This is a genomic window from Marinobacter sp. L-13, assembly GCF_056857715.1.
Map to the genome: position 1 here is coordinate 86197 of NZ_JBSXNQ010000064.1, position 16228 is coordinate 102424.

Genomic DNA, 16228 nt, shown 5'->3' on the forward strand with positions numbered 1-16228 from the left:
CTGCACAGTCGGCAACAGCGTCCCTGCCTGGCGTGTCCGTATGTATAGCAAAACCCGGGCCGGAGTGGGCCGCATTTATGTACGGGTTTTGTAGTTAATCGTCATCGCTTTCTTCCAGATCGATTTCGTCGGCGATGAAGTTGTTCCCGTTCCTCGAATATTCAACTTCGAGAATCAAAAGCTCGCCATCATCAAAACGATCAATAATTTCACTTTGAGTATTACTGTCGTAAACCGCTGGTCCGGCATCGATCGATACACCGAGAACCGTGATGGTGCTCGGAGTGATGCTCGTAAGCTTTCCTTCAAGCTCGTAAAGATCTCGATCATCGAAATCTGCAATTTCGTCATCAACCTCCACCTTCAAAGCTTCGATAAATACATCTGCACCCTGCTCTTTCTCAATGCCCTCGACCTCCACTGTGGTCGAACCAATGGGGAGGGTCTGGAATGAGATACCAGAGCCGTCTTCGACAGTGAAGGCAGTCGTCGACGAAATCCGAACTTCAACACCGCCGACTAGGAAAGAGTTGTCAGCAGAGGAAGAAACTACTCCCTTCACTTTCGCATTGCCGTCCCGGAGTTCAATTTCCTCCGCTTCAACAACCGTATCCGAGACGAACTGCCCTTCCACCTGTATCAGGAGCCCTTCGGTAAGCTCGTCGAGAGTAATGCTGTCATCCAGTTCGGTTGCATCTGTCACCCGAACGGTCAGACCTCCCATCGTAAACTCTCCCGGGCGTGAGCTGATACCGGAAGCGGTATAGGGCGCATCAATTATCGCGGTGAACTCGATATCGTCAGCACTGCTGCGACTGAAGCGTCGGGCGTCGTCCCGGTCAATGGTAGCGGCAGTCAACACGCTTCCTGACAGGGTTCCCTCTACCTCCAGGACAGCGCCGTTGATCAGGTTCGCCTCGGTCAGGTCTGATCCGAAACTGACGCTGTTCTCATCATATTCAACGGTGATCGTGCCAATCGTGAATTGATTCTGGGATATATCCACCGCTGACAATGTGCCTTCCAACTCGATACTAGTCAGATCCGGATTGATGACCGCGATGTAGCCGGCCCGATAGGAGCCATCGGCCTGACGCCAGGCGCTGACACGGACATGATCTGTGATAGAGGGTTCGCCAAGCAGTGTGGCGTAAGTTGTGCCGCGAACCACCGTCTGGCGATCAACCCGCACGGATTGCCCCATCACTGAAAGGGTCACGAATTCACCGGCACCACTTGGATCGGCGGTCACTAGGTCTACCGGACCCCGCAATGTATCGTCGTAACTGAGCTTCTCGGCCGTGCCTTCGCCATCATCAAACCACTCGCCTTCAACCCTGAGAATCATTCCTTCACTCAGAAGGCCTTCAGCAGTGATGCCGTCATTGCTTTCCACTTCCCGATTCGGAATGTCATCGGTGCTGAATTCAACGCCATTAACAAAAACACTTCCGAATCCGGAAACCGGACCAACGCTGGACCCGGTGCCCCGGATACCACCATCGGCAACATCAAGGCCTCCGCCAGCGCCACCGCAGGCGGAGATCGCCCCGAAGACCACTGTGCCGGCTGCCAGCCCAATAACACGATTGCAGAAGTGCCGTTTCATAACCTTTATCTCCGTAACCGGCGTTCCTGGCCGGCATCTGTCATATCGCTTGTTTAAAGCGCCTGCGGAAACTTTTTTATTCCCCACCCCGGCCGCCTTTTCCGGCGGGCTCTTCAAAGAAGAAGATGCTCACGCCGGTTCGGACGGGCTCACCGGATACACTTTCAGGCTCTTGACCGGATATATCCCGATCATGGGGACCAAGCCACTTGTCCAGTTCTTCCAGAAGAGACTGGGAACGTTCGGCTGCATGCCTGCGCCAGCGCTCCATCACTTCCGGAGGGATATTGTTGTAGGTCAGGGTTCTCTGGAACAGAGGTGGCTGCCCGGACTCGTCACTGACCAGATTGTGATCAATGGTTGCGATGAGATCCGATACGTCCTCACCGAAAATCTGCAGCATTTCCTCGCTGTCTCCGGCCGGGACAAAGGCCCTTTGCTGCAGGACCAGGCGGCCAGATTCCCCCTCCACGGAAACCACCCCCACCCGAAGCAGTTCATCCAGCACGGAACGGGGCGGCATGTCGCCGCTGTAGCGTTTGACCAGCTCGCTGAAGCTTGCAGGCCCGTCGAAAGCCAGCATGGCAGGCTCTCCGTCCTTGGCCTGAAACACCGCATCGTGGACCCAGCCCGATACCACCCGGGACGCCCGGTTGGTATGGAGCACGTCGCGGCTCCCAGCATCCTCCCCTGCCAGGATCTCCCGCTGGCGTTTGACTTCCTTGCGGGTCAGCCCGGTCATGACTGCAGCCCGTGAGTCCGTGGGCTTTCTCCGGTCGTCGGTGAAGTCCTCCAGGGCGGCTTCCACGTAGGCACGTTTAACCAGCTCGGAGAACTCACCAAAAGGAATACCATTGCGCAACAGCAACCTCGCCAGAGGGCGCAGAATGCGAAACAGCGCTTGATGCAGGGGGTTGGGCTTTTTCATGTTTGGGATTGTATTCCCATAGCGACTTCGAAAGCCAGGATGCGGGCCGACAACTGTCCGACCCGCACCTTCGGCTCACTGATCAATCATCATTGCTGCCATTGCCGTCGTCACTATCGTCATCGACTTCGACGTTGTCGGTGAGCTCATACTCGCCACCGCTGGTCTGGCGATACTCGATTTCCACTTCATCACCAACCTGGGCGCCGGACAGGCTGTAGCCATTTCGGAGCACCTCAAGATTCATGATGGTGATGGAATCGGCTCCGATGGCACTCACCCGTGCCTCAAGCTCAAAATCGTCATCGTCATCGTCATCCTCACGCTCGATGCTGATGGCCTCGAGGAATCCGCCTTCACTGCTCTGCTGGCGACCTTCAATTTCGAGATAGTCACCCACCTGCAGGCTCTGGATATCCTGGACGCGACTGCGAAGGCCATCTTCGTCATCGTCGTCGTCATCAATCAGGGTGTTGCCGGTCAGCTGAACCCGGACGCCACTGACGACCATGGTTTCATTGGTCAGATCAAGAGACTCGATGCGACCATCCAGCTCGGCATCGGAATCCCGGCCTTCGATCTCTTCAGCCACCAGGACGCCATTGCGGAAATCCCCTTCCACTTTCACGAACAGGCCATCCGCAAGGCTGCTTTCGCGGAGATCGTCGAACTCGGTGCCCCCATCAATCTGGACGCGCACCCCATTTACCGAGAACTGTCCGCTGGCGGCGTCATAGTCATAAATGCTTCCGGAGATTTCGACATCGTCATCATCGTCGAAGAGGTCATCCTCATCATCGATTTCCTCGGCCAAGATGGTGTTGCCGTTCAGCGTCCCTTCCACTTCGACAGCGATTCCGTTTGCCAGGTCATCGAGGGAGAAATCATCGTCTCCTACCGCACTGGTGTAATCGATAATAAAACCGTTGATGGTGAAGGTCTGGGCGCTTGTGTCCAGATCGGCAACAACGCCTTCGATTTCTACTTCGTTGTTGTCATCGAATTCCAGGCCAATGGCCCGGGCACCAACAAAGCTTGCCCGGAAGCTGCCATCCTCAAGACGCCAGGCGCTGACCCTTATACGATAGCCCTGGGGGTTGTCGGCAAGAGCCGTTGGTGTTGCGCCGCGGAAGACGGTTTTGCCATCCAGGGCAATGCTCTGGCCAAGCATGGTCAGAGTTCCGGTGCGGGTAACCTCATCCCAACTCATGCCGGAAATCGGCCCGCGCAGGGTATCGTCATAACTGACTTTGTCCGCCCGCCCCTGACCACTGTCATCCCAATCGCCCTCAATTTTGAGGATCATGCCCTTTTCGAGCTGATCCTCGCGTTCCAGGCCATCGTCGCTGCTAACGCTGCCGTTGGTCTCAAATCGGGTACCGTTCACGTAAACACTGCCGAAACCGGATACCGCCCCGACACTGGTCCCCGATGAAGCATCACTTGTTGAGGCGTCTCCAGAGCCACCGCCTCCGCAAGCGGCGAGCGCGCCAGCAAGAGCGCCGGTCATGGCCAGTTTCACTGCAATTGCTAAAGGTTTGCGATTCATCGTTCTTCTCCAGGCTTGTTGTTGCGTCCCCGGGCGACCACGTCTTAGCACCCGACAATAAAATGGGATTTTTTTCCCATATCTTTATTTGGGAATTTAATCCCATTATTTATGGCTGTCCAGTTTTTGATCATGAAAATTTTGTGAACTTTATGGAGCAAAAAACGTAAATCTTTGAACGTTCAGCCAAAACAGGTTCATTACGATGTTGGGATTTTTGAAAGGCGATCCGAAGAAAAAACTGCAGAAACAATACGAGGCGAAGCTCGCCAAGGCACTGGATGCCCAGCGCAATGGCGATCTGAGAACTCATGGAACCCTCATGGAGGAGGCAGAAAAGATCTACGCCGAGATCCAGGCGCTGGACGAAAAGAAATAAGCGGGGGGAGCGTTTACTCCCCCATCAATTGCCGGATGCGGTGATTGAGACGGGCCACTTCCCGACGCATTTCCTCCACCTCATCGAGCAGTTCCAGAGACATGGCCAGGCCGGGCAGATTCATTTTCAGGTCCCTCTGTAATCTCTGCGCTTTGCGCAATCGGCTCAGGGCAGCGACATCGAACTCCCATTGCCGTGCCTCCGGGTAATCTTCCAGCGGGGCAATGATCCCGTAGTCCACCAGTTTTATGACAAACTCGGCATGGCACTCGCCACGCTCGCATATTTCACGCAGGGTGAAGGTGCTGCCATCCTGGTCGACCACCTCTACCGTCAAAATATGATCCTGCTTGCTCATACCTTACTCCCGCTCACACGTGAAGCTTGCTGCGTGGATTGAATTGCTTCTCGGCCTCGGCCAGCTGCTCGTAGAGCTTTTCGGCCTCAGGGCTGTGTTTCTCGGGCATGGCAATCTGCAGGATGACAATCTGATCGCCCGGGTGCTTGCCCGGGAAACCCTTACCCTTGAGGCGCAGCTTCCGTCCACTGGTGGAGCCCTTCGGCACCTTCACCTTCACCTTTGAGCCAATCGTTGGCACGGTCACCGTTGCCCCCAGAGCGGCCTCCCAGGGGGCGATCGGAACCGTGACCAATACGTCCCGGCCCTCCACCGTGAAATGCGGATGGGGTGCCAGCTCCACTTCAATGAACAGATCGCCTGGTTCTCCGCCACCAACGCCCGGCGCCCCCTGGCCTTTGAGGCGAATATGCTGGCCCTCGCGCATGCCTGCGGGAATCTTCACTTTCAGGGTCTTTTGCCGCGGCATCACCCGGCCATGCTCATCGGCCTCATGTACCGCAAAAGAAACCTGCTTTTCACAGCCGTGAAACGCTTCTTCCAGGAACAGCGCAATCCTGGCGTGCACGTCCTCACCGCGCATTCTCATGTTCTGGCGGAAACCGCCACCACCGTAGCCCCCGGAGAAACCGCCCTGGCGACCACCGCCGAATATCTCCTCGAAGAAGTCGCTGAACTGGCGCGCGTCGGCATCGGTATAACCTCCGCCACCGAAACCGGCACCGCTTTGCCAGCCCGGAGGCGGCTCGAAAGAACCATCCGCCCTGGCGCCGTATTTACGCAGCTGGTCGTACTCCGCGCGCTTCTCGGGATCTTTCAGTACTTCGTAGGCTTCACCCACTTCCTTGAATTTGGTGTCGGCGTCCTCTTCCTTACTGACATCCGGATGGTATTTCCGTGCCAGCTTTCGGTAGGCTTTTTTTATCTCCTCGGCGGAGGCAGACTCACTCACACCGAGCACGGCGTAATAGTCTTTGAAGTCCATCAGGATCCTCACCACTGGTTATTCTGCTGGGCGTACGCCCGCTTACTAACCACTATATTTGATGAGATTGGGGAAATTACAAGGGGAAGGTCGTTCGTACTTGAGGTGGGTCAGGCATTTGGGGCGGAGATCCGCCCCAAATGAATAACATAACTTACTTAACTTTCGGATCCAGCTCACCGGAGGCGTAACGCTCGAACATGCGTTCAAGGTTCACCGGCTTGATTTTGCTGGCGTTGCCGGCACAACCGAAGGCTTCGTAGCGTGCGATGCACACTTCGGTCATGGCCTTCATCGTTTCCTTGAGGAATTTGCGCGGGTCGAACTCGGCCGGGTTCTCAGCCAGGAAGCGACGAACGGCGCCAGTGCTGGCCAGACGCAGGTCGGTATCAATGTTGACCTTGCGCACGCCGTGCTTGATGCCCTCTACAATTTCTTCGACCGGCACACCATAGGTTTCCGGAATCTCGCCACCGTATTCGTTGATGATCTTCAGCCACTCCTGGGGTACGGAGCTGGAGCCGTGCATAACCAGGTGGGTGTCCGGGATGCGAGCGTGGATGGCTTTGATCTGGTCGATGGCCAGGATGTCGCCTGTGGGCGGACGGGTGAACTTGTAGGCGCCGTGGCTGGTGCCGATGGCAATGGCCAGGGCATCAACGTGGGTTTTCTTGACGAAGTCCGCCGCTTCTTCCGGGTCGGTCAGCATCTGGCTGTGATCCAGGGTACCTTCGGCACCGATGCCGTCTTCTTCACCGGCCTGGCCGGTTTCGAGAGAACCCAGGCAACCCAGCTCGCCTTCTACGGAGACACCGCAGGCGTGGGCCATTTCAACGGTGCGACGGGTAACATCAACGTTGTATTCGTAGTCGGTGGGGGTTTTACCGTCTTCACCGAGGGAGCCGTCCATCATCACGGAGCTGAAGCCCAGCTGGATGGAGCGCTGGCACACGGAGGGGCTGGTGCCGTGGTCCTGGTGCATGACCACCGGGATGTGCGGGAATTCCTCGATGGCCGCCAGGATCAGATGGCGCAGGAAGGGAGCGCCAGCGTACTTACGGGCACCGGCGGAGGCCTGGACAATCACCGGCGAATCGGTTTTGTCGGCGGCTTCCATGATGGCGCGCATCTGTTCCAGGTTGTTGACGTTAAAGGCTGGCACACCGTAACCATGCTCGGCGGCGTGATCCAGCATTTGCCGCATCGAAATCAGGGCCATGGGTCGTCTCCTTCATTTGGACTTTGGGGATAGTTGGATTCTTTCAGTAACTCGTTACGCGCCGCGTTCTTCCAGCACGGCTACTGCCGGGAGCGTCTTACCTTCTACGAATTCCAGGAACGCGCCACCACCGGTGGAGATATACGAGATTTTGTCAGCAACGCCGTACTTGTCAACGGCGGCGACGGTGTCACCACCGCCAGCGAGGGAGAAGGCGTCGCTTTCGGCGATGGCTTCGGCCAGAGCTTTGGTGCCGTTGCCGAACTGGTCGAATTCGAAAACACCAACCGGGCCGTTCCAGAGGATGGTTTTGGCGTTCTTCAGTACGTCGGCGAACTTGCCGGCGGTTTCCGGGCCTACGTCGAGGATCATGTCGTCGTCGCTGACGTCGGCGATGTTCTTGGTGGTTGCGGTGGCGGTTTCGGCGAACTCGCTGGCAACAACCACGTCGACCGGCAGCGGGATTTCAACGCGACTGGCGATCTCTTTGGCGGTGTCGATCAGGTCATGCTCGCACAGGGACTTGCCCACCGGGTGACCAGCAGCGGCCAGGAAGGTGTTGGCGATGCCGCCGCCCACGATGATGGAGTCACAAACTTTTTCAAGCGCGTTGAGCACGTCCAGTTTGGTAGAAACCTTGGAGCCGCCAACGATGGCAACCACCGGTTTGGCCGGGTTGTCCAGGGCTTTGCCAAGGGCTTCAAGCTCGGCCGCCAGCAGCGGGCCGGCGCAGGCCTCTGGGGCGAATCTCGCCACGCCGTGGGTGGAGGCCTGGGCGCGGTGCGCCGTGCCGAAGGCGTCCATGACGTAGACATCGCACAGGGCCGCGTACTTCTTCGCGAGGTCTTCGTTGTCTTTCTTTTCGCCCTTGTTGAAGCGAACGTTCTCGAACAGGACAACTTCGCCATCGGCGACTTCAACGCCGTCCAGATAGTCCTTGATCAGGCGAACTTCCTGGCCCAGCACCTTGGTCAGGTGGTCGGCGACCGGCTTCATGGAGGAGGCTTCGTCGTAAACGCCTTCCTCCGGGCGGCCCAGATGGGACATCAGCATGACTTTGGCGCCCGCGTCTTTAGCCGCCTTGATGGTGGGCAGTGACGCGCGAATGCGGGCGTCACTGGAGACTTTGCCGTCCTTGACCGGCACGTTCAAATCTTCGCGGATCAGCACTCGCTTACCGGCGAGGTTAAGGTCGGTCATTCTCTTGATGGCCATAACGTTCGTCCCTTCAACAAAATTTCAGATTAAGAATGTTTGGTTAACCAGCTTTTGCTGACATCGAGCATCCGGTTCGCGAACCCCCACTCATTATCGAACCAACACAGCACTTTCACCATGGTGCCCCCGGTGACCCGGGTCTGGCCGCCATCCACCACGCCGGAGTGGGCATCGTGGTTGAAGTCGGAGCTGGCCAGCAGTTCGTCGGTATAGCCGAGTATGCTCTTTAACGGGCCGTTGGCGGCCTCTTCTAACAGGTTGTTCACCGCTGCCACGTTGGTGGCTTTGCCCACGTTCACCACCATGTCGATGGCGGAGACATTCATGGTCGGCACCCGCATGGCGACCGAACTGAACTTGCCTTCCATGCTCGGCAGCAACCGCTCAATACCTTTCGCAAGACCGGTTTCCACCGGAACGATGTTGTGCAGGGCGCTGCGGGTTCGTCGCAAATCCTGGTGGTGGTAGGCATCGATAACCGGCTGGTCATTCATGGCCGCGTGAATCGTGGTGGTACTGCCCTGCTGCACGCCAAAGGCGTCGTCCAGCACCTTGATCACAGGCACCAGGCAGTTGGTGGTGCAGGAGGCGGCTGCAACGATCACGTCTTCCGGTGTGAGATCAGCGTGGTTGACCCCGTAGACAACGGTGCGGTCCACATCGGACTCGGCCGGCTGCGAGAAGAGCAGGCGTCTGGCCCCGGAATCGATGTGCTTCTCGGCCGTAGCACGATCCGAGAAGGCGCCGGAACATTCCAGTACCAGATCGACATCAAGCAGGCGCCAGGGCAGCTCTGCCGGGTCAGCGTGACTCAACACGCGGATGGCATCGCCATTGACCATCAGGTCCTGACCCGATACCGAAATGTCACCCTGGAAACGCCCGTGGGTGGAATCGTATCGGGTCAGGTGGGCAATGGTGTCGATATCCGACAACTCGTTGATCGCGACCACCTGAAGGTGATCGCGGAAGCCGTTTTCATAAAGCGCACGCAACACGCACTGGCCGATTCGGCCGTACCCGTTGATGGCGACACGAAAAGGCGCAGAGTCCGTCATCAGGCGTCCAGAAGCTCAGCAGCCACTTCCAGGACATTGTCGACGGTAAAGCCGAATTCCTTGAACAGCTCACCGGCCGGGGCGGACTCACCAAAGGTGGTCATGCCGATGATGCGACCGTCCAGGCCAACGTACTTGTACCAGTAATCGGCAATGCCGGCTTCAATGGCGATGCGGTTGGTGACATCCAGCGGCAGGACCTGCTGCTTGTACTCGGCGCTCTGGGCATCGAACACGTCCGTGGACGGCATGGAAACCACGCGCACGTTCTTGCCCTGATCACGAAGCTGGGCAGCCGCATCCTGCGCCAGGCCGACTTCGGAGCCGGTGGCAATCAGGATCAGGTCCGGCGTGCCTTCGCTGTCTGACAGGATATAGGCGCCCTTGGCTACGTCCGCCAGCTGTTGGGCATCGCGCGGCTGTGCCGGCAGCCCCTGACGGGAGAAGACCATGGCGGTCGGGCCATCGGTGCGCTCAAGAGCTGCTTTCCAGGCCACTGCGGATTCAACAGTATCCGCCGGACGCCACATGCTCATGTTGGGCGTGGTGCGCAGACTGGCCATCTGCTCGATAGGCTGGTGAGTCGGGCCATCTTCACCCAGGCCGATGGAGTCGTGGGTGAACACGAAGATGGAACGCTGCTTCATCAGCGCAGCCATGCGCACGGCGTTGCGGCAATATTCCATGAAGATCAGGAAGGTCGCGCCGTAGGGCACGAAACCGCAGTGCAGGGCGATGCCGTTCATGATCGCAGCCATGCCGAATTCACGGACACCGTAATAGATGTAGTTACCGCTGGCATCTTCCTTGGTCAGACCCTTGGTGTCGGACCAGATAGTCAGGTTGGAACCGGCCAGGTCGGCAGAGCCGCCCATCAGTTCCGGCAGCAGCGGGCCGTAAGCGTTCAGAGTGTTCTGGGACGCCTTGCGGGAAGCCACAGTCTCGGCCTTGTCCTGGCATTCCTGGATGTAAGCCTGGGCCTTCTCGGCAAAGTCGGCGGGCAGGTCGCCAGCCATGCGGCGCTTGAACTCAGCCGCCAGTTCCGGCTCCGCTTTTTCGTAGGCGGCAAACTTCTGTTCCCACTCGGACTGGGCAGCGGCACCTTTTTCACGGGCGTTCCAGGCACTGGCGATGTCGGCCGGAATTTCGAACGGACCGTACTGCCAGCCCAACTGCTCGCGGGTCAGGGTGATTTCGTCGTCACCCAGGGGGGCACCGTGACAGCTTTCCTTGCCCTGTTTGTTCGGGGAACCAAAGCCGATGATGGTCTTGCAGCAGATCAGCGTGGGCTGTTCGGTGTTGGCACGGGCGGCTTCGATCGCGGCGCGAATGGCGTCAGCATCATGGCCGTCGACTGCGGGAATCACCTGCCAGCCGTAAGACTCGAAACGCTGCGGGGTGTTATCAGTAAACCAGCCATCCACTTCGCCATCGATGGAGATGCCGTTGTCGTCATAGAAGAACACAAGCTTGCCGAGGCCGAGGGTGCCTGCCAGGGAGGCAACTTCGTGAGAGATGCCTTCCATCAGGCAGCCGTCGCCGAGGAACGCGTAGGTGTAGTGGTCAACGATCTCGTGGCCCGGACGGTTGAACTGCGCTGCCAGGGACTTCTCGGCAATGGCGAAACCAACGGCGTTGGCAATACCCTGGCCCAGGGGGCCGGTGGTGGTTTCGATACCCGGGGTGTAGCCGTACTCGGGGTGGCCCGGCGTCTTGGAGTGCAACTGACGGAAGTTCTTGATGTCTTCGATGGAAACGTCGTAACCGCTCAGGTGCAGCAGGGAGTACTGCAGCATGGAGCCGTGACCGTTGGACAGCACGAAGCGGTCCCGGTTGGCCCACTGAGGGTTGGCCGGGTTGTGGCTCAGGTAATCGTTCCACAGAACCTCGGCGATATCCGCCATACCCATGGGCGCACCCGGGTGGCCGGACTTGGCTTTCTGAACCGCATCCATGCTCAGCGCGCGAATGGCGTTGGCGAGATCTTTACGAGACGGCATTGACGTTTCTCCAGTGTTTTGCAGGAAAAGAATTCGTAGTGATTAAAGGGCGATCAAAATGAGGCGCGTATTTTCGCCGATTAGTGTGTGCCGGGGCAAATCGGCATGTGCCTGTTTCACGATTGTTTGCCTGCGGATTTCCGAAAGGGCCTGATTTCAAAGAACGATAAATCTATATCAAAATTTTTTGATATGCCTATTGATTGACCACCCGAAGCCCCCTACACTTCGTTTCCATGACATCCATGAACACATACGCCGACAACCTGTCCTCCGTGGACGCACTGGCCCCGATCTTCAAAGCGGGCGGGGATCCGTTGCGGCTGGAGATTCTGCGTGTGTTGAGACGGGATACGTTCGGAGTTCTGGAGCTCAGCCAGTTGTTTGATATGCGCCAGTCCGGTATGAGCCACCACCTGAAGGTAATGAACAAGGCTGGTCTGCTTGAGCCCCAGCGTGAAGGCAATGCGATTTTCTATCGCCGCCCGCTGCACCTGGACAGCGACAAGCCAACCGACCAGACCATCCGACAGATATTTGAAGCGGTAGACCGGGTGCCACTGCCACCACATCTGCAGGAGCGCATTGAGGCCATTCGCACTCAGCGCGCAGACCAGTCCCAGGCTTTCTTCGCCCGGCATGCAGAGCAGTTCCGCGAGCAGCAGGAACTGATCGCCGCTTTTGATCTTTACGCAGAGCCGGTCGCGGAAATGATCCGCAAACGGTCCCGCAAACATCAATGGCAGGCCGCACTGGAAATCGGCCCCGGCGAGGGTGCCTTCCTACCGGTTCTGGCAGAGCTTTGTGGGCATGTGGTTGCCCTGGATAACAGCCGGGACATGCTGGCCAAGGCCACCCGCACCTGCATTGACGAACGGCTGAACAACATCGACCTGATAGAAGGTGTTACCGACACCCTGCTGGCCAGGGGCGACGCCTTCGACCTGGTCGTTGCGAATATGGTTCTGCATCACGTGCCCAGCCCCGCTGACATCTTCCTTGATGCCGCGGCGTTGATGAACAACGGCGGCTGCTTCGTAATCAGCGACCTGTGCAGTCACGACCAGGACTGGGCAAAAGCAAACTGCGGTGATCTCTGGCTCGGGTTTGAGCCGGAAGAGCTTACCACCTGGGCCGCGGACGCCGGCCTGGTTGCCGGAGAACAGCTGTTTATCGGCTTGCGGAACGGGTTCCAGATCCAGGTTCGGGAATTCTGGAAACACAGCGGTCAGATTTGACGACCTGGATCGCAATATCAACAAATTTTGATATACGGATACGTAGTTTTACGTATCCTCACACAGACCAACAAACCGGATACCGGAAAGCGCTTTAAGAAAACCGCTTACCGGCCTGAATTTGAATCGCTCACAGAGGAGCATGCGCTATGGCTGACTACAACATCTTCACTTCCGAATCGGTCTCTGAAGGCCATCCGGACAAACTGGCAGACCAGATCTCTGATGCCGTGCTGGATGCCATCCTGACCGACGATCCCCATGCCCGCGTTGCCTGCGAGACCATGGTAAAAACCGGTGTGGCCATCGTTGGCGGTGAGATCACCACCAGCGCCTGGGTGGATCTGGAAGACCTGGTGCGCGGTGTCATCAAGGACATCGGCTACACCTCCTCGAAAGTGGGCTACGACGGCGACACCTGCGGCATCATCAACATTATCGGCAAGCAGTCCGTCGATATCGCCCAGGGCGTTGATCGCAAGAAGCCTGAAGACCAGGGTGCCGGCGATCAGGGCCTGATGTTCGGCTATGCCAGCAACGAAACCGACGTACTCATGCCGGCGCCGATCACTTTCTCTCACCGTCTGGTGCAGCGCCAGGCCGAGGCCCGCAAGAGCGGCCTGCTGCCGTGGCTGCGCCCGGACGCCAAGAGCCAGGTGACCTGCCGCTACGAAAACGGCCGGGTTGCCGGTATCGACGCCGTGGTTCTGTCCACCCAGCACGATGAAGACGTGACCCAGGAAGACCTGAAAGAAGCGGTGATGGAACTGATCGTCAAGCACGCCTTGCCGCCCGAGCTGCTGCACAAGGACACTCAATTCCACATCAACCCGACCGGCAAGTTCGTGATCGGTGGCCCCGTTGGTGACTGTGGCCTGACCGGCCGCAAGATCATCGTCGACACCTACGGCGGTATGGCGCGCCACGGTGGTGGTGCGTTCTCCGGTAAGGATCCGTCCAAGGTTGACCGCTCTGCCGCTTACGCCGGCCGTTACGTAGCCAAGAACATCGTCGCCGCCGGCCTGGCCGACAAGTGCGAGATCCAGGTGTCCTACGCCATCGGCGTAGCCCAACCGACGTCGATCTCCCTGAACACCTTCGGAACCGGCAAGATCAGCGACGACAAGATCATTGAACTGGTGCGCCAGAACTTCGATCTGCGCCCGTATGCGATTACCAACATGCTTGACCTGCTGCATCCGATGTATCGGGCAACAGCCGCCTACGGCCACTTCGGTCGCGACCCCTATGAAATGACGGTTGGCGGCAAAACCTTTACCGCCTTCCCGTGGGAGAAGACCGATCGCGCCGCGGCCCTGAAAGATGCGGCTGGTATCTAAACCGATTTCGGGCGTATGTCATCAGGCATACGCCCAAGCCAAACTGATTGAACTGACAGGAGAACACCATGAGCACTCCCGCAGAAAAGCTGAACAGCTTTGACGACTACAAAGTTCGCGATATTTCCCTGGCCGGCTGGGGCCGCAAGGAAATCAACATCGCTGAAGGCGAAATGCCGGCCCTGATGAAGCTCCGCGAGAAATACAAAGCCGAGCAGCCGCTGAAAGGCGCCAATGTGATGGGCTGTATCCACATGACCATCCAGACCGCCGTGTTGATCGAGACGCTGATTGAACTGGGTGCGAACGTGCGCTGGTCCTCGTGCAACATCTTCTCCACCCAGGACCAGGCCGCGGCCGCCATCGCCGCGCAGGGCATTCCCGTGTTTGCCTGGAAGGGCGAAACCGACGAAGAGTACGACTGGTGCCTGGAGCGTACAGTCGGAGCCGATGTAGACGGCTGGGAACCGAACATGATTCTGGACGACGGCGGCGATCTGACCGCCCTGCTCCATGAGAAGTACCCGGAAATCCTGGCTAACTGCCACGGCGTGACCGAAGAAACCACCACCGGTGTGCATCGTCTGCAGGAAATGCTGCGCGAGGGCACTTTGAAGGTGCCGGCCATCAACGTGAACGACGCGGTCACCAAGGCCAAGAACGACAACAAATACGGTTGTCGCCACAGCCTGAATGACGCCATCAAGCGCGCTACCGACCACCTGATGGCAGGCAAGAAAGCCCTGGTGATTGGCTATGGTGATGTAGGCAAGGGCTCTGCTGCTTCCCTGCGCCAGGAAGGCATGATTGTAAAAGTGACCGAGGCCGACCCCATCTGTGCCATGCAAGCCTGCATGGACGGATTCGAAGTTGTGTCTCCGTACATTGACGGCGTGAACACCGGTACCGAGTCTGCCGTGAACCGCGACCTGCTGCAGAACACCGATCTGCTGGTCACCACCACCGGCAACATGAACGTGTGCGACGCGCACATGCTCAAAGCCCTGAAAAGCGGTGCCGTGGTGTGCAACATCGGTCACTTCGACAACGAGATCGATACCGCCTACATGCGCAAGAACTGGGAATGGGACGAGGTGAAGCCGCAGGTGCACGTTGTGTACCGTGACAAGGCCACCAACGACCACCTGATCCTGCTGTCCGAAGGCCGCCTGGTGAACCTGGGCAACGCCACCGGTCACCCGTCACGGATCATGGATGGCTCCTTTGCCAACCAGGTCCTGGCCCAGATGTACCTGTTCGAGCGCAAGTTCGCCGATCTGCCGGAAGATGCCCGCGAGAAAGGCGTATACGTTCAGGTTCTGCCCAAGCACCTGGATGAGGAAGTGGCTCGGGCCATGGTGGAAGGCTTTGGTGGTGTTATCACCAAGATGACGCCGGAGCAGGCCAAATACATCGGTGTACCGGTCGAAGGCCCGTACAAGCCAGAAAGCTACAAGTACTGATCGGGTAAACAGATGCAATCCCAGAAACAGTTCAAGCGCCGTTTCAGCTTTGAGTTTTTCCCGCCCAAGACCGACCAGGGCAAGGAAAAGCTGCAGAACGTGCGCAACCAGCTGGCCGAGGTGAACCCGGACTTTTTCTCGGTTACCTTCGGCGCCGGTGGTTCCACCCGGGACCGTACCATCGAGACCGTGCTCAACCTGCATAGCCAGGGCATTTCCACGGCACCTCACCTTTCCTGCGTCGGGGGCACCCGCCAGGAAATCGGCGAGCTGCTGGATCTGTACCGGGAGCACGGAATCAACCGGATTGTCGCCCTGCGGGGCGACATGCCCTCGGGTATGGGGGCCGCCGGTGAGCTGCGCTATGCCAACGAGCTGGTGGAGTTTATCCGCGAGCACAGCGGCGATAACTTTAACCTGGAAGTAGCCGCGTACCCTGAGTTTCATCCTCAGGCCCGCAACGCCGAAGAAGATCTGAAGAACTTTGCCCGCAAGGTTCAGGCCGGTGCCAACAGCGCCATCACCCAGTACTTCTTTAATGCAGACAGCTACTTCTACTTCATCGACCGGCTGGAGAAAATGGGCGTTACCATTCCGGTGGTACCGGGCATCATGCCCATCGTCAATTTCTCCAACCTGGTTCGTTTCTCCGACATGTGCGGCGCGGAAATTCCTCGCTGGATTCGCAAACAGCTCGAAGCCTACGGCGACGACAGCGATTCCATCCGCCAGTTCGGTGAGGAAGTGGTTACTGAGATGTGCGAGAAGCTCCTGGCAGCAGGCGCGCCGGGCTTGCATTTCTACACCCTGAATCAGGTAGAGCCCAGCATCAGCATCTGGAAGAATCTGGGCATCAGTGAGCGGGAGAAGATTGCGTTTTAAGG

Annotated in this window: 14 protein-coding genes; 5 read left to right on the top strand and 9 right to left on the bottom strand. The window is 58.1% G+C overall.

Features of this window, described 5'->3' with window-relative positions:
- Positions 1 to 94: 94 nt before the first annotated feature.
- From AC13DD_RS16915 to AC13DD_RS16925, 3 genes are all read right to left on the bottom strand, one after another.
- Positions 95 to 1609, bottom strand: coding sequence for a DUF5666 domain-containing protein (locus tag AC13DD_RS16915; protein WP_273018217.1), 1515 nt, complete (start codon positions 1607 to 1609; stop codon positions 95 to 97).
- Positions 1610 to 1685: 76 nt separating this feature from the next.
- Entirely contained in the window at positions 1686 to 2537 is an 852-nt protein-coding gene (locus AC13DD_RS16920) for a DUF6502 family protein (RefSeq protein WP_092031976.1), read from the bottom strand.
- 82 nt (positions 2538 to 2619) lie between these two features.
- The gene (locus tag AC13DD_RS16925) at positions 2620 to 4086 is read right to left on the bottom strand and encodes a DUF5666 domain-containing protein (RefSeq protein ID WP_273083320.1); all 1467 of its coding nucleotides are present in this window, start codon (positions 4084 to 4086) and stop codon (positions 2620 to 2622) included.
- Between the two features lie 205 nt (positions 4087 to 4291).
- On the opposite strand from AC13DD_RS16925, the gene AC13DD_RS16930 reads away from it, so the two are divergent.
- Positions 4292 to 4465: a DUF6435 family protein gene (locus tag AC13DD_RS16930; RefSeq protein WP_008175274.1), complete on the top strand. Its 174-nt coding sequence runs from the start codon at positions 4292 to 4294 to the stop codon at positions 4463 to 4465.
- 13 nt (positions 4466 to 4478) lie between these two features.
- Here the strand turns inward: AC13DD_RS16930 and AC13DD_RS16935 are convergent, their stop codons facing one another.
- From AC13DD_RS16935 to tkt, 6 genes are all read right to left on the bottom strand, one after another.
- The gene (locus tag AC13DD_RS16935) at positions 4479 to 4823 is read right to left on the bottom strand and encodes a chaperone modulator CbpM (RefSeq protein ID WP_053112922.1); all 345 of its coding nucleotides are present in this window, start codon (positions 4821 to 4823) and stop codon (positions 4479 to 4481) included.
- Between the two features lie 13 nt (positions 4824 to 4836).
- The gene (locus AC13DD_RS16940; protein WP_474546020.1) at positions 4837 to 5808 is read right to left on the bottom strand and encodes a DnaJ C-terminal domain-containing protein; all 972 of its coding nucleotides are present in this window, start codon (positions 5806 to 5808) and stop codon (positions 4837 to 4839) included.
- Positions 5809 to 5962: 154 nt separating this feature from the next.
- A complete protein-coding gene (gene fba / locus AC13DD_RS16945) occupies positions 5963 to 7027 on the bottom strand; it encodes a class II fructose-bisphosphate aldolase (protein ID WP_048496096.1) in 1065 nt (354 codons plus the stop codon).
- A gap of 54 nt (positions 7028 to 7081) precedes the next feature.
- Entirely contained in the window at positions 7082 to 8242 is a 1161-nt protein-coding gene (locus AC13DD_RS16950) for a phosphoglycerate kinase (protein WP_273157360.1), read from the bottom strand.
- A gap of 29 nt (positions 8243 to 8271) precedes the next feature.
- Complete coding sequence (gap, locus tag AC13DD_RS16955; RefSeq protein ID WP_008175297.1) at positions 8272 to 9303, bottom strand: type I glyceraldehyde-3-phosphate dehydrogenase; 1032 nt, start codon at positions 9301 to 9303, stop codon at positions 8272 to 8274.
- Entirely contained in the window at positions 9303 to 11303 is a 2001-nt protein-coding gene (gene tkt, locus AC13DD_RS16960; protein ID WP_008175300.1) for a transketolase, read from the bottom strand. The genes gap and tkt overlap by 1 nt, the downstream gene beginning before the upstream one ends.
- A 236-nt stretch (positions 11304 to 11539) precedes the next feature.
- On the opposite strand from tkt, the gene AC13DD_RS16965 reads away from it, so the two are divergent.
- From AC13DD_RS16965 to metF, 4 genes are all read left to right on the top strand, one after another.
- Complete coding sequence (locus AC13DD_RS16965) at positions 11540 to 12541, top strand: ArsR/SmtB family transcription factor (RefSeq protein WP_039882088.1); 1002 nt, start codon at positions 11540 to 11542, stop codon at positions 12539 to 12541.
- 149 nt (positions 12542 to 12690) lie between these two features.
- Positions 12691 to 13881, top strand: a complete 1191-nt coding sequence (gene metK, locus AC13DD_RS16970; protein WP_008175302.1) for a methionine adenosyltransferase — start codon at positions 12691 to 12693, stop codon at positions 13879 to 13881.
- A 68-nt stretch (positions 13882 to 13949) separates the two neighbouring features.
- A complete protein-coding gene (gene ahcY / locus AC13DD_RS16975; protein ID WP_008175303.1) occupies positions 13950 to 15344 on the top strand; it encodes an adenosylhomocysteinase in 1395 nt (464 codons plus the stop codon).
- A 12-nt stretch (positions 15345 to 15356) separates the two neighbouring features.
- Entirely contained in the window at positions 15357 to 16226 is an 870-nt protein-coding gene (gene metF / locus AC13DD_RS16980; protein WP_482931512.1) for a methylenetetrahydrofolate reductase [NAD(P)H], read from the top strand.
- The last annotated feature ends 2 nt before the right edge of the window (positions 16227 to 16228 follow it).